The sequence below is a fragment of the Bacillus sp. 0102A genome, assembly GCF_036765155.1.
Classification (GTDB): domain Bacteria; phylum Bacillota; class Bacilli; order Bacillales; family Bacillaceae; genus Bacillus; species Bacillus subtilis_G.
Genome location: NZ_JBAIZW010000001.1, coordinates 672192 through 686010 on the forward strand (window position 1 = coordinate 672192; position 13819 = coordinate 686010).

13 protein-coding genes are annotated in these 13819 nt (G+C 44.2%); 2 read left to right on the plus strand and 11 right to left on the minus strand.

Annotation, left to right across the window (positions count from 1 at the left end; genetic code table 11):
* Position 1: 1 nt before the first annotated feature.
* From tpx to sppA, 5 genes are all read right to left on the minus strand, one after another.
* Entirely contained in the window at positions 2 to 505 is a 504-nt protein-coding gene (tpx, locus tag V6D41_RS03730; protein ID WP_087992442.1) for a thiol peroxidase, read from the minus strand.
* A gap of 110 nt (positions 506 to 615) precedes the next feature.
* Positions 616 to 1098 (minus strand): GerW family sporulation protein, encoded by a 483-nt coding sequence (ytfJ, locus tag V6D41_RS03735; protein WP_333517317.1) that lies wholly within the window; start codon positions 1096 to 1098, stop codon positions 616 to 618.
* Positions 1099 to 1111: 13 nt separating this feature from the next.
* Positions 1112 to 1792 (minus strand): DUF2953 domain-containing protein, encoded by a 681-nt coding sequence (locus tag V6D41_RS03740; RefSeq protein ID WP_333517318.1) that lies wholly within the window; start codon positions 1790 to 1792, stop codon positions 1112 to 1114.
* A gap of 74 nt (positions 1793 to 1866) precedes the next feature.
* Positions 1867 to 2361, minus strand: coding sequence for an RDD family protein (locus V6D41_RS03745; RefSeq protein ID WP_333517319.1), 495 nt, complete (start codon positions 2359 to 2361; stop codon positions 1867 to 1869).
* Between the two features lie 12 nt (positions 2362 to 2373).
* Positions 2374 to 3381, minus strand: coding sequence for a signal peptide peptidase SppA (gene sppA, locus V6D41_RS03750; protein WP_333517320.1), 1008 nt, complete (start codon positions 3379 to 3381; stop codon positions 2374 to 2376).
* Positions 3382 to 3568: 187 nt separating this feature from the next.
* On the opposite strand from sppA, the gene V6D41_RS03755 reads away from it, so the two are divergent.
* Positions 3569 to 4372 (plus strand): NAD kinase, encoded by an 804-nt coding sequence (locus V6D41_RS03755; RefSeq protein ID WP_333517321.1) that lies wholly within the window; start codon positions 3569 to 3571, stop codon positions 4370 to 4372.
* A gap of 32 nt (positions 4373 to 4404) precedes the next feature.
* Here the strand turns inward: V6D41_RS03755 and V6D41_RS03760 are convergent, their stop codons facing one another.
* The 5 genes from V6D41_RS03760 to V6D41_RS03780 all read right to left on the minus strand — a co-directional run bounded on the left by V6D41_RS03760 (position 4405) and on the right by V6D41_RS03780 (position 10445).
* Positions 4405 to 5994 (minus strand): amidohydrolase, encoded by a 1590-nt coding sequence (locus V6D41_RS03760; RefSeq protein ID WP_333517322.1) that lies wholly within the window; start codon positions 5992 to 5994, stop codon positions 4405 to 4407.
* 20 nt (positions 5995 to 6014) lie between these two features.
* Entirely contained in the window at positions 6015 to 7604 is a 1590-nt protein-coding gene (gene mbcS, locus V6D41_RS03765) for an acyl-CoA synthetase MbcS (RefSeq protein WP_333517323.1), read from the minus strand.
* Between the two features lie 179 nt (positions 7605 to 7783).
* Positions 7784 to 7999 carry an alpha/beta-type small acid-soluble spore protein gene (locus V6D41_RS03770; RefSeq protein ID WP_010329658.1) on the minus strand — a complete coding sequence of 72 codons (216 nt, stop codon included), beginning with the start codon at positions 7997 to 7999 and terminating at the stop codon, positions 7784 to 7786.
* A gap of 91 nt (positions 8000 to 8090) precedes the next feature.
* Positions 8091 to 9296: a tRNA uracil 4-sulfurtransferase ThiI gene (thiI, locus tag V6D41_RS03775; RefSeq protein WP_148962343.1), complete on the minus strand. Its 1206-nt coding sequence runs from the start codon at positions 9294 to 9296 to the stop codon at positions 8091 to 8093.
* A gap of 3 nt (positions 9297 to 9299) precedes the next feature.
* On the minus strand, positions 9300 to 10445 hold the full coding sequence (locus V6D41_RS03780; RefSeq protein ID WP_333517324.1) for a cysteine desulfurase family protein: 1146 nt from the start codon (positions 10443 to 10445) through the stop codon (positions 9300 to 9302).
* A gap of 199 nt (positions 10446 to 10644) precedes the next feature.
* On the opposite strand from V6D41_RS03780, the gene brnQ reads away from it, so the two are divergent.
* Positions 10645 to 11979 (plus strand): branched-chain amino acid transport system II carrier protein, encoded by a 1335-nt coding sequence (gene brnQ / locus V6D41_RS03785; RefSeq protein ID WP_333517325.1) that lies wholly within the window; start codon positions 10645 to 10647, stop codon positions 11977 to 11979.
* Between the two features lie 103 nt (positions 11980 to 12082).
* Here the strand turns inward: brnQ and ezrA are convergent, their stop codons facing one another.
* Positions 12083 to 13786 carry a septation ring formation regulator EzrA gene (gene ezrA, locus V6D41_RS03790; RefSeq protein WP_333517326.1) on the minus strand — a complete coding sequence of 568 codons (1704 nt, stop codon included), beginning with the start codon at positions 13784 to 13786 and terminating at the stop codon, positions 12083 to 12085.
* Positions 13787 to 13819 lie beyond the last annotated feature (33 nt).

Consider the following 13819-nt stretch of genomic DNA (forward strand, 5'->3'; position numbering starts at 1 on the left):
CTTACTTCACTAATGCCTTGGCAGCCTCGATTGGCTCTTCATAGTTCGGGTGGTTTGTTGCTTCACTTACATATTCTGCGTAAACGACTTTTCCATTCTCATCAAGGACAAATACGGAACGCGCAAGCAGACGAAGTTCTTTAATATACACACCGAACGCTTCGCCAAATGACATGTCTCTGTGGTCAGACAGCGTTTCTACTTTGTCAATTCCGTTAGCGCCGCACCAGCGAGCTTGTGCAAATGGAAGGTCTGCACTAATTGTGTAGACGTTGACATCTCCAAGCTTTGCTGCTTCTTCGTTAAAACGGCGTGTTTGCGCATCACAAACACCTGTGTCAATTGAAGGGATAACAGAAATAATCGTTACCTTTCCTTTCATATCAGCTAACGATTTTTCTTCAAGGCTGTTAGTCAGCACAGTGAAATCAGGAGCTTGATCCCCTACTTTCACTTCTTGTCCGACAAGTGTAACCGGACCGCCTTTAAATGTAATTTCAGCCATTATAATTCCTCCCTTTTGTTATGTATGTCTCTATCATAGTAAAGTTTCCTGCAAACTGCAAAGTTTATGCCAAAAAAAAGTTAACTGCGGCGGCCGCAGTTAACCCTTCTTTAATAATTCATATTGTTCATATTGTTCATTTGATTTGGGTTTTGGTTTTGATTTTGATTTTGGCCTTGCCCTTGGTTCTTGTTGTTTTTCTTAAACATTTGCTGGATGCGCTCTAGTGTTTGAGGAGCTGCGTCTAAAATTTTCTCGATCAAATGAGTGTTTTCATCTAAATGAAGCATTCTGATGCCGGTCGATCCGACAATTAAAAACGCGATCGGTGTAATGGACACACCGCCTCCGCTTCCGCCTCCGAAAGGGAGTTTTTGTTCTCTTGTCTCATCGTCTCCGGATTTCTTTTCTGCCGGCTTACCGCCAAACTCGCTTCCGCCTGCGGCGAATCCGAATCCAACTTTAGAGACCGTTAAAATCACGCTTCCATCCGGCGTTTCCACCGGGTCTCCGATGATGGTGTTAACATCAATCATTTCCTTCAAGTTTTCCATTGCGGTTTTCATTAAACCTTGAATGGGATGGTCTGCCATATACGCTTCCTCCTTAAACTGATGAATCATTCTTTGAAGTCATTCGAGACGACGGATTCTTCTTTAATGCTGATAACTTCCGTCCGTATTTGACGAATTTGAAAGCTGCAAGCATAGCATGTCCAAAGCGAAAAAAGAATATACACTGAAAATGGGTCTTGGAGACAGGGACTTGAAACGACGGAATCACTTCATAGACGGGTTTCTCCACAAAATCCAGATGCTCATACAGCATCGCAGCGATACCGCCTTTCACACCCCATACAGCGCCTGTTAACACGCCTGTTACTGCTGCGTCATGAATTCCGACGATTGTAACCCATTCGAGTTTTGTGATGTGTAAATGCGCCAGAAAAGACGCGCTGATTTTCCGTAAATTTTTGACCTGGTGCAGAAGCATTTCGATTTTTTGGATACTTTGGTGCACATCATCAAATGTGATTTTTTGCTTGCTGCTGCTTTCTTTCACTTTGGATTTTGATTTTTGTTTGATGTCAACTGTTCCGTCAGCTTTGTTCACCTTAATGGCCGGGATTGATTTTTTGACCCGGATCAGGCCAAACAGCGTTGTAATCTTCAAGGTCAGTTTGTCGTTATCCTCGGCATGAAGATACTCGACCGCAACATGTACTTTCATTCTGAGAAGCAGCACGATACCTATAAGAATAAGAATGGCTGTCAGCACATATACCATATTCTTCACTTCCTCTAGGAGCATTATCGCCAATCCAGAAAAAAATAAACCCGGACGAGGTCCGGGTTTATCGGTTATTTGCGATATAGTTTTTCATGCACCACAGTCGTGTCCGCGATGTAGTCATGAATCCCCTGTTTTGCAGGTGAAAAAGCAACGACGATATATAAAATCCAAATCTTATCAATATACCGTCCGACTACTTCACGAAAAATCACTGTACTCCATGTCAGCTTATGGTCCGGCTTCACAGAAACCACTTTGAGGCCGAACACCATTTTTCCAAGCGTCTGCCTGAAGAACTTTGTCATCAGGGCAAAATAGGCAAGATACACTACAAGCGTAGTCACACTGTAGGCCGAGAAGGTAAACATGCCGGATGTTTTCGGCAGATCCAATACGGTAAAGAGGGGAGAAACAAGTAAATGGTTTAATCCCCATACAACGAGCCAATCAAGCAGGAAAGCCCAGAAACGAACCCAAAAGCCCGCATAAGCATGTGTCAGCTGCTCCGCTTCTTGCGTGCCTTTGATGTCATTGCGCTCAAACTCTTCATATGTCACATCCATTATTGATCCCTCCTACTTCGCATAGAGATACATCATTCTCGGCGAACCGGATTGTGAAAGAATTTCTCTCATATTAAGAAAATCGATTTCACTCTTAAACATTTTGTTGGCGCCCATGGAAAACAGCGAGCCTAATCCTAAGCTTTCCTCGTAAGAAATGACAGAGGCGTTTTTTAAATCCTTATGATCCTTTTTCATCGCTGAAATGGTATCGTCATAAAAACCAAGTTCATCAACGAGCTTCAGTTTTTTCGCCTGCCGTCCGTCATACACACGTCCGTCCGCAATTTTCTTTACCTCCGCTTTCGACATGCCGCGGCCTTCAGAAATGACATCAACAAATCCTTCATAAGAATTATCAACCATAGATTGCATGATGTTCTTTTCTTCTTTCGTCATCTCACGGGAAGGAGACATAATATCCTTATGGGCCCCGCTCTTAATCGTTTCAAAAGAAATTCCGAGCTTATCAGCAAGCTTTGAATAATTAACACTTTCCATAATGACGCCGAGTGACCCAGTTAAGGTTTCCGGGGTAGCAAAAATCTTATCAGCCGCCGTCGAGATGTAATAGCCGCCTGATGCTGCCATCGATCCCATTGACACGTAAATCGGTTTTTTTGTTTCTTTCTTGATCTCTTCCAGCTTCTTATGTATTTCAGCACTTTCATATACTCCGCCGCCCGGAGAATTCACTTTCAGAACGATGCCTTTAACTGTCTTGTCATCTTTTGCACGCTCAAGGTTTTTTAAGAACGTTCTGTGGTTATATCCGCCTGATCCGAGCAGACTGCTTGAATCCCCATTATCCTGAATGGTGCCGCTGACCTCCAATACGGCAATTTTACTTGAGAGACTGCCGTTTTCCAGCGTCTTTTCCTGCGATTCATCCGTCAGTGATGAGAAATCCGTTTGAGCGCTTTTGACGCTTTCAAAGAAACTCATTGAGATACTGACGATGATGGAAACGCCGAAAATCCCCAGGGCAATCACTAATGCGATCCATCTTTTAGCATTCATTTTTTTCTCCTCCTTTTTCCCAAACTCTCTCATAATACGATTCAATATCAAAAATGTTTCAATTAATGAGAAAGCTCTGGCTTAACGGGCTGCCGCCAAACGTGGTACACTTATGGCCAAAGGTATTTTATCACAAATACTAAATGACAGAAAAACTTAAATATGACAGCTAAAGGGGAAATGGGATATGACCGATCAACGCCGTAATGTTTATTTTTTTCACAAACAGGACCAGAAAACAAACGAACAAGCCAGCACGTTAACACAATTGGCTGAAGAGCATGGATTTACGGTTGTGAATCAGCCCTCAGACGCCAATATTATCGCAAGCATTGGCGGGGACGGCACATTTTTGCAAGCAGTCAGAAAAACGAATTTCCGTGACGATTGCTTGTACGTCGGCATTACCAAAAAGGGGAAAGCTCATTTATATTGCGACTTTCATAGTGATGATCATGGGAAAATGGTCGATGCAATGACGTTTGAACAAATAGAAGTCAGAAAATATCCGCTGATTGAAGTGACAGTGGATAACGCCAGCCCTTTTCACTGCTTAAACGAGGTTTCCATCCGTTCAAGCATTATTAAAACCTTTGTGATGGACGTGCTGATTGATGATCTGCACTTTGAAACGTTTAGAGGAGACGGAATGATCATCTCAACGCCGACAGGCAGCACCGCATATAACAAGTCTGTCGCAGGAGCAGTTGTTGACCCGCTGCTTCCATGCATACAGGTATCTGAGCTTGCATCCCTTAACAATAACACCTATCGGACACTCGGCTCGCCATTTGTCCTCAGCTCTGACCGAAAGCTGACCCTTCGTGTAATGCAAGACGGCAATGAGCACCCGATCATCGGTTTGGACAATGAAGCACTCAGTACGAGAAACGTGAAAACGATCGAAATCAAACTGTCTGACAAAAAAATCAAAACAGTCAAACTAAAGGACAATTCATTTTGGGAGAAAGTGAAGCGTACTTTTTTATAGAAAATGAAAAGGACAGGCTGCCGCCTGTCCTTTTATGACTTCTCATATACAATCTGGCCGTTGATCACGGTTTTTTTAATCTCCAAAAGATGAAGCTGTGCAGGGTCAATTGCAAATGGATCATCGCTGAGAACCGTAAAATCCGCGTCATAGCCCTCGGCAATTTTTCCGCGTGAATTGTCTTTATAAATGATCCCCGCGCTTCCTTCTGTATAGAGCTCAATCGCTTCATACACCGTTAAACATTCGCTTTCATGATAGCTTGGCCCGTTCTGTTCATGGGTGCTTTTTCGGAGCACCGCGGACTGGATGCCAAGAAGCGGGTCAGCAGGCTCAATCGGGGCGTCTGAGCCGCCCGCGCATAAAATACCTTTGGACATCAGCGTTTTCCATGCAAAGGCAGTTTTCATCCTTCCTTTTCCGAGACGGTCAATGACCCAAGGAAAATCACTGGTGACGAAATGAGGCTGAATATCAAGTGCGATCGGCATACGTGCCGCTTTTTCAATTAATTCGTCATTGAGCACTTGAGCATGAATCAGCCGATCATGCCGGCCGTTTCGGGGCGGATGCTTTTCAATTGCGTTCAGCACTTTTTCAAACGCAAGATCGCCGATCGCATGAACGGCAACCTCCATGCCTTTTTCTCTCGCTTTTCGAATAAGCCGGCCAAGGGTTTCATCATCATGAACCTGAACACCATTAGTGGTTGGATCGTCCTGATATGGTTCTTTTAATAAAGCCGTTCTCCCGCCAAGCGCCCCGTCAGCAAATATTTTCATGGCACCGAATTCCACATACGGGCCCGACGGCTTCTCCAGCTGCTCCCATCGATCGACCGCTTCATGATGAACGAGCAAATGACAGCGAAACGGATACTTTCCGCTAGCGGCAGTTTTCTCATAAGCTTTCATCGGCACCGAAACATCACCATAATAGGACAAGTCTTCCGAATGTCCGCCCGTCAGGCCTTTTGTCCAGCAATCCTCTATCGCAGCTGTGAGCGCCTCATCAACATAGTGCTGGGAGACTGGCGGGACAGCCTTCAGAATCAGATCCTGCGCCTTATCAAACAGAAGCCCGGTCGGCTCTCCATTTGCATCTTTTACGATGACTCCGCCGTCAGGGTCAGAAGTGTTTCTTGAAATCCCCGCCGCTTGAAGAGCCGCAGAATTAACAGTTATCGCATGCCGGCATACCCGCTTAAGCAAGACGGGCCTGTCCGGAAATAAACGATCAAGATCGTGCTTGGTCATATAGTCCGGTGTCTCAAATTGATTTTCATTCCAGCCTTCTCCAATGAGCCAATCGCCTTCAGGATACTGCCGCTCTCTTTCCTTGACAGCCTGTAAAACAGCTTCTTTCGACGTCAGCGCAGACAGATCGAGCTGAAGCTGTTTCTCGCCGTGGCCGATCAAGTGTAAATGGCTGTCGACAAATCCGGGAAACATCACTGCCCCGTTCAGGCTGATTTCTTCTGTGTCCGGGGACCCGTATTTTTTCTTCAGACGCTCATAGCTGCCGGTGCCTTTTATGACACCATCCTCAACATAAACCGCCTCTGTCCGATCGCCTTCTTCGAGCATCGTATAAATGAAACCGCCGTGCCATATCGCCTTCACTTCACGTCCACTCTCTTTCTTTACGCCTTTTTATTAGCTTTGAGCTGTTCTTCACGTTTTCTTAATTCCACTCGTCTGATTTTTGCAGAAGCCGTTTTCGGCAGGCTTTCCACAAATTCAATTTCTCTAGGATATTTGTACGGAGCGGTAATGGTCTTCACATGATTTTGCAGGACTTTGACAAGCTCATCACTGCGTTTTTCGTGATCCTGCAGGACAACATACGCCTTAACGATGGAACCTCTGATTTCATCAGGGCTTGCGACAACAGCACATTCTTTTACTTCGGGGTGCTTAACGAGCGCGTCTTCCACTTCAAAGGGCCCGATCGTGTAGCCGGAGCTGATAATGATATCGTCGTTTCGGCTTTCAAACCAGAAGTAACCTTCTTCATCTTTTTTTGCTCTGTCTCCTGTTAGGAAATAATCGCCGCGAATTTGTGTTTTCATTCTTTCCGGGTCTTTATAATATTCTTTAAAGAGCGCCGGCGTGCTGAGGTGGACAGCGATATCGCCAACCTCACCAGATTTACAAATTTCACCGGCTTCATTAATGATCTCCACCTGATTTCCCGGTGTCGGTTTTCCCATGCTTCCTGGTTTAATATCCATGTCTTTTAAGACACCGACTAAAAGTGTGCTTTCTGTTTGGCCATATCCGTCCCGCACCTTAATGCCGAAGTGCTTTTGAAAAACATCAATGACTTCACGGTTGAGCGGTTCGCCTGCGGAAACGGCACTGTGCAGGGCGGAAAGATCATAGCGGTCCAAGCCTTCAACCTTCGCCATTAAGCGGTATTCCGTCGGCGTACAGCAGAAGACATTGATTTTGTAGCGGCTTAAAAGTTCTAGATATGTTTCTGCTTTGAATCTGCCTTGGTACACAAAACCCGTTGCTCCGCTGCCTAGCACAGCTAAAAACGGGCTCCATACCCACTTTTGCCAGCCTGGTGCAGCAGTTGCCCAGACGGTATCCTTTTCAGAAATATCAAGCCAAGCGCCGGCCGATGTTTTTAAATGAGCAAATGCCCAACCGTGCGTATGTACAACACCTTTAGGCTGACCTGTTGTTCCGGAAGTGTAAGATAAGAAGGCCATATCTTCTCTTGTTGTGTCAGCTGTTTGGAATCGGCTTCCGTCCGCTTCAATCGATAAGAGATTCTTCCAGCCGGCCTCGTTTTCGCCAATAGACAGCTTAATCAGTTTGTCAGCCGTACTGACATCACGGAAGGCGCCGATAAACGCAGAATAGACAATAGCGCCTTTCACTTCTGCATGTTCAATCCGGTATTCAAGATCTTTCGCACGAAGCATTTCGGAGCACGGAATGACAACCATGCCTGATTTCAGGATAGACAGATAAACCGCATATGCTTCAAGCACCCGCGGAACCATTACAATCAGCTTGTCGCCTTTTTTAAATCCAAGGTCAGCCAAAGCCGCTCCGATTTTATTTGTTTCTTCCATCAGCTTTTCATATGACCAAGACTCTTGCTTGCCAGACTCATCCTCCCATAGAAGAGCGGTTTTTTGTCCAGCGGCACTGAATTTTTCAATTTCATTCACTAAATTATATTGCATAGGGGCAATTAAATCTTCTCGTTTTAACACGAACAACTCCTCACTTTCTCCTCCCATTATACATAAATACAGGCTCTTCCCGTAAGGATTTGCCTAAAAACCAGCTCGATAAACATATGTTTTTATAGGTCGCTGGTCCTTTTATATATATAAAAACGAAAAAGAGTGGGGGAAAACCCCACTCCTAAGCCATTATGTGAAATTGTAAATTAGAATTGTCCTCCGCCCATGTTTTGTTGAGCAAAAGAAACAAGACGTTTTGTGATCTCTCCTCCAACAGAACCGTTAGCGCGAGAAGTTGTGTCTGCTCCAAGGTTTACACCGAATTCAGAAGCGATTTCTAATTTCATTTGGTCGATGGCTTGAGCAGCTCCTGGTACTAGGAGTTGGTTACTGCTGTTACCGTTTTGACTGTTTTGTGCCATGTGTCTCACCTCCTTGTGAGTATAGAATGTGTTAAAACACATGGCTTCATACAGAAAAACTTTGGTAATTACAGACAGAAGCTGCGGCTGCTTAAAAGAGTTCCGCGAATTTATCGTTTGCTTCTTGTTCGCTATACAGCGTCATTGTCTCAATGTTTTCAACCGCTTCTTGGATATACGGCTCAAAATCAACAAAGCTTTCATAGTGTTCAATTTTTTCTTTTTTAGGACGTGTTTTCGGGCTTGGCGGCGTAAAGATCGTGCAGCAGTCTTCAAACGGCTGAATGCTTGTCTCATATGTGCCGATTTCCCGTGACTTTTCGATGATGTCTGTTTTATCCATGCCGATCAACGGACGCAAAATCGGAGTTGACGTCACCGCGTTTATCGCATACATGCTTTCAAGCGTTTGGCTCGCTACCTGACCGAGGCTTTCTCCTGTAATGATGGCAAGTCCGTTTCTCTTTTCTCGGATTCTGTCGGCAATTTGAAGCATGAGGCGGCGGGTTGCCGTCATTGTGTAGTTCTCAGGAATTTGTTTTTGGATGAGCTCTTGCGTTTTTGTAAACGGAACGATATGAAGCGTCATGCTTCCTCCAAAACGGGACAGGCATTTTGCCAGATCCATTACCTTTTGTTTTGCGCGCTCGCTTGTGTATGGCGGGCTGAAGAAATGAACAGCTTCTACCGACAGTCCCCGTTTCATCGCATAAAAACCGGCCACAGGGCTGTCAAAACCGCCGGAAAGCATCAGCATTGCTTTGCCTGCTGAACCGACTGGCAGGCCGCCTGCACCTTTTTCATCGCGAATCGTCAAAAAGGTCGCTTCCTCCCTGATTTCGATTCTGAGCGGGATGTCAGGGTTGCGGACATCGACCGTCAATCCTTCTGTATTTCTCAAAATATGGCCGCCGATTTCAGCGTTCATTTGGTTTGTATCTAACTCAAATTGTTTATACGCTCTCTTCGTTGCGACTTTAAACGTATCACCAGGCTGATACTGATCCTTAATAGCATGGAGAGCAGTTTCCTTAATAGCATCAAGGCGGCTGTCACACTTAATCGCCAGGCTGAAGCTTTGAATGCCAAACACCTGCTTTAAAAGAGGAAAAAGAGCCTCCGGATCTTCTCCATTTAATGTAATCGTCATGCGGTCACGATTGGAAAAGTATTTTAAGTTCGGATAGTCTTTCAGAACGAGTCTGACGTTTTGCTTTAAGCGCTCAATAAAGCTTTTTCTGTTTTTGCCTTTGGTTGATATTTCCCCAAAACGAATTAATATATGATCGTAATTCATGTTCTACCTCATCATTTTCTTTAATTTTTTGATGCCGGGACGAAGCGCGTTCATAAACGGTTCTGCCACATCGCTTGTCTGGCTGTAGTTTAAGCTGATTCTGATGCTGCTTCCGGCAATTTGCTCTCCCTTGCCCATCTGTAAGAGAACTTTGCTGGGCTTATGTTCTTTTGCTGAGCAGGCCGATGTTGTTGAGACGAATATATCCTGTTCTTCGAGCATGTGTAAAAGCACCTCTGCTTTAATCCCAGGAACAGAGAAATTAATAATGTGCGGCGCACTATCTATTTGCGGCGTGTTGACAACGACGCCTTCAGTTTCACTCAGCTTTTTCATAAACCATTCTTTTGCGGCAGTCATCGTGTCAAGCCGCGTTTCAAAATCGGCAGCGGCAAGATTAATGGCTTTGGCAAGCGAAACCGCACCCGCAATATGTTCCGTCCCGGCCCGAATGCCTTTTTGCTGAGAGCCACCCGTTATCAGCGGAATAAGGCGTGTCCCTTCTTTTACGATAAGCGCGCCTGTCCCCTTCAGGCCGTGAAATTTATGCCCGGAAATCGAACAAAGATCAATGCCGGCCTTTTCAATGGCCAAAGGCACTTTATAGATCCCCTGCACATAATCGACGTGGAACAAAATGTTCGGGTGCTCTTTCAGCACTTCCCCCGCCTCTTCAATCGGCTGCACGGAACCGACTTCATTGTTCACATGCATCATGCTGACAAGCACGGTATCCGGGCGGATGGCTTGTTTCAGTTCTTCAATTGAAACAAATCCGTCTTCATTCACCGAAAGATAAGTGACGTCAAACCCGAATAACTCTGTCAGCTGTTCTAACGATTCCGCCACAGACGGATGCTCGATAGAAGTGGCAATGATATGTTTGCCTGCTTTTATTTTTGACAAAGCGGCTCCTTTTAAAGCCAAATTATTAGCTTCTGTAGCGCCTGACGCAAATACAATATCATAATTCTTTAGACCTAAGGCCCTTTTTATCTGATGTTTAGCTGCCTGAAGCAGCTGTTCCGTTTCAGCTCCATACCGGTGCAAAGATGAAGGATTTCCAAAATATCGTCTGCTTGTTTGTTCATATGTATTCAAGACTTCATCGTACGGTTTAGTCGTTGAACTATTGTCTAAATATAACATCTTTTTACTCCTTTAATATGAAAGCATACAAAACTAATTTTATATGTTACCATAACAAATTAGTGCTGAAAAAGTAAATAAAATTACTATTGACTTCTTCATACATTCACCTATAATTAAATTTGTTACTTTCGTCATATTATCTGACAATTAATTGACAGAATATTCTATCATAGTGAAATAGGAGGATTTATACGTTATGAAATCATCACTATCAGCCAAGGAAACGATCGCCATCGGGCTTATGCTCTTTGCTTTGTTCTTTGGCGCAGGAAATATGATATTTCCGCCGGAACTTGGGCAAGCGGCCGGCGAAAATGTTTGGAAAGCGATGGCAGGATTTCTCGTGACGGGTGTCGGCCTGCCGCTTTTAGGTGTTGTCGCTGTTGCATTAACAGGTACGGATGCCAAAGGCCTTGCTGATAAAGCACATCCGGTCTTTGGAACTATTTTTACAGTTGTTCTTTATTTAACAATCGGACCGCTTTTTGCGATTCCGCGAACAGGCACTGTTTCTTATGAAATTGCGGCTGTACCTTTTGTAGACGGCATGCCGTCATGGCTCACACTTCTTCTGTTTACGTTCATTTTCTTTGCTATTACGTACTACCTAGCTTTAAACCCTACAAAGCTTGTTGACCGGATCGGAAAGGTATTAACACCTATTTTACTTGCTGTTATCGCAATTTTAGTCATCAAAAGCATCGTGACGCCGATGGGGGACATTCAGTCACCGCATGAAGCGTATGTTTCCGGATCATTGTTTAAAGGATTTTTAGAAGGCTATAAAACAATGGATGCACTTGCTTCTATCGTATTCGGAATTGTCGTTGTTAATGCCGTTAAGGACAGAGGCATCACCAATCGTAAATCAGTTGCTTCCGTATGTATTAAAGCGGGACTTGTTGCAGCAGCAGGACTCGGTCTTGTTTACGTTTCACTCGCATATTTAGGGGCAACAAGCACAGAATCTATCGGTCTGCTTGGTGCGGGAAGCAAAATTTTATCAGCATCATCGCAGCACCTGTTCGGGTCTTTGGGAAATATCATTTTAGGTGTCGCTATCCTATTCGCGTGCTTGACAACAAGCATCGGCCTTGTCTCTTCATGCGGAAATTATTTCTCAAAGCTGATTCCTTCTTTATCTTATAAAACCGTTGTAACGATTGTCACTGTGTTCAGCTTTATTATTTCTAACTTTGGGCTGTCAAATATCATTTTATTCTCAGTTCCTATTTTATCAGCTATTTATCCATTAGCAATTGTTATCATTTTGCTTTCGTTTCTTGAAAAATTATTTAAAGGCAGACGTGAAGTATATATTCTTTGTTTAATCGCCACTGGTATTTTCAGTATTATCGACGGCCTGAATGCCGCAAGCATTCCGCTCGGTTCTTTAAATAAAGTTCTCAGCAATACGCTGCCGCTTTACAGCTTAGGATTCGGCTGGGTCATCCCTGCTATCATTGGAGGCATTGCCGGTTATCTGATTTCTCTTATCAGTTCGAATAAAAAACCAGCTGATATCAACTAGTAAAAACGAAAAGCCTTTTTGGATCTAAATCCAAAAAGGCTTTTTTATATTCTGAATACATATAAAAGGCCAAGCACTTATGCTTCGGCCTTTTGTATACACTTTATTGATATTGATGCTCTTTAGTCTTTTGTGATTCTATTTTTTGAACAGCACCCGGAGCCGCTTTTTCAACTGCGGATGCTGCAATTTCATACGCTTCACTGTAATCAAATTCATAAAAACGTCTTTCCGCTTCTTTCAGCTGTTCAGATAAAATATGATTCTGGCTCCTGAACCGGTTTCCAAACTGAATGATTTTTTCAATGAGGATGACCTGCTCGACAAGTTCCTCTGATTCCCGGCTTGCCCTGTTGACGATCTCTTCTGCTTGCTTCAAATGGGCTCCGGCTTCTTCCATATTTAATGGAAGATCGTTTAGTTGGTTGACTGTTTCTTGAATGTGATGATGCGCGTTTTCCAGCATTTCTTGAATATGACTCGGAATGCCTGGAATATTGCTTGTCTTCAGCAGTCTTGCTGTCTCAGAAATTGTTTTTTTCAAATTGCTGAGCGTCTCTCTCGCTTGAAGCTCTTCTTTTCTCAGCGCTTGCAGCTTTTCACGGTATTCAGCATGCTCTTTTTTCACTTCTTCAATCTGCTTCTCTATTGAAACAACTTCTTCTACTAAGAGTGAGTAGGCGACATGCTCTGCATCGAGCTTATCTTTAACCGAGGAGAGCAGCTTGCCAATTTCATCAAGGCGCTTTTCAAAAGCCTGCTGTTTGCCAAGCTCGCCGGCTGTCAGTCTGTAGCTTTCCTTCACCAGCTCAGTTTCCGCCTTTGTATGCTCTTCATCCTCTTTCAGCTTGTCATAAGCAATGATCAATTCAGGCATTTTGCTTAGCACAGATTGGCCGGCTTCGACTTCACCTTCCAGCTGCTGGTACACAGATTGAATATTTTCGTCTATGAGCTGCAGGATCGCGGACGCTTCATCGATATCCAGCTCAGTCATCAAGACATGCTCCGCCCGTTTCAACTGATTTGACAGATTTTCTAATTCCTTATCAAGCTGGATATGCTCAAGCTTATATCCTTTCTCTTTCATTTCGCGATAGCCGTCCTTGAGCTTTGCAATCTGGCCGGGCACCGTCTGCTTGCAGTCAGCCAGCAGCTTCGGCACATCATCTATATATGACTGAAGCCGTTCAAGATTGCGGTCCTGCTCAAGCAGCACTTTTCGTGCGGTAATATAGTTTCCGCCTTCTGTTTCTTCTTCATATTGTTTGATTCCGCTCCAAATTTCGTCAAGATCCTTTTCAAGACTGTCATAAAGCTCCCCGTAAAGGTGGCTGTAAGCCAGCAGGTTTTTTCGCGATTTTGAATAGCGCTCTCTCACCTGTTCAATCTCTTCGCGGCTCTTTTCCTCACTTGTGACAAGGTCGCTGATTTCCCGCAGAATCTTTTCAATGTTTGATTCCGCCGCGGTCAGCAGGTCGTCGATATGAACGAGCACTTGATTGGCCTTTTTAAATCGGTATTTGTCTGCATTTTCCTCAGCATCATAAAGGAGCTCTTCAACTTTCGGCATGTGAGCTGTGACAATCTCATCCCATTCTTCACGCCACTTTTCAAAGAACTCTTCTGTCTGACCCGTCATTTTTAAATGTTTAATTTTGGACATTTCTTCCACAATCGACCGGTTCAGAATTTCAATCTTCCACGATTCCAGCCGGTCAATATCAGCGTAGATTTTTTTCCTGAAAAAGTAGCCTGCCGCAAACAGGGCAAGCAGTACAATTAATAATCCAATGACAAACTCCATAATGAGCCCCCTTGCTGTTAACCTTAATCTGTC

Bases quoted from the DNA above. Each gene is read 5' to 3' on its own strand.
- tpx (WP_087992442.1), bottom strand. From the start codon at position 505: ATGGCTGAAATTACATTTAAAGGCGGTCCGGTTACACTTGTCGGACAA.
- ytfJ (WP_333517317.1), bottom strand. From the start codon at position 1,098: ATGGCAGACCATCCCATTCAAGGTTTAATGAAAACCGCAATGGAAAAC.
- V6D41_RS03740 (WP_333517318.1), bottom strand. From the start codon at position 1,792: ATGGTATATGTGCTGACAGCCATTCTTATTCTTATAGGTATCGTGCTG.
- V6D41_RS03745 (WP_333517319.1), bottom strand. From the start codon at position 2,361: ATGGATGTGACATATGAAGAGTTTGAGCGCAATGACATCAAAGGCACG.
- sppA (WP_333517320.1), bottom strand. From the start codon at position 3,381: ATGAATGCTAAAAGATGGATCGCATTAGTGATTGCCCTGGGGATTTTC.
- V6D41_RS03755 (WP_333517321.1), top strand. From the start codon at position 3,569: ATGACCGATCAACGCCGTAATGTTTATTTTTTTCACAAACAGGACCAG.
- V6D41_RS03770 (WP_010329658.1), bottom strand. From the start codon at position 7,999: ATGGCACAAAACAGTCAAAACGGTAACAGCAGTAACCAACTCCTAGTA.
- thiI (WP_148962343.1), bottom strand. From the start codon at position 9,296: ATGAATTACGATCATATATTAATTCGTTTTGGGGAAATATCAACCAAA.
- V6D41_RS03780 (WP_333517324.1), bottom strand. From the start codon at position 10,445: ATGTTATATTTAGACAATAGTTCAACGACTAAACCGTACGATGAAGTC.
- brnQ (WP_333517325.1), top strand. From the start codon at position 10,645: ATGAAATCATCACTATCAGCCAAGGAAACGATCGCCATCGGGCTTATG.
- ezrA (WP_333517326.1), bottom strand. From the start codon at position 13,786: ATGGAGTTTGTCATTGGATTATTAATTGTACTGCTTGCCCTGTTTGCG.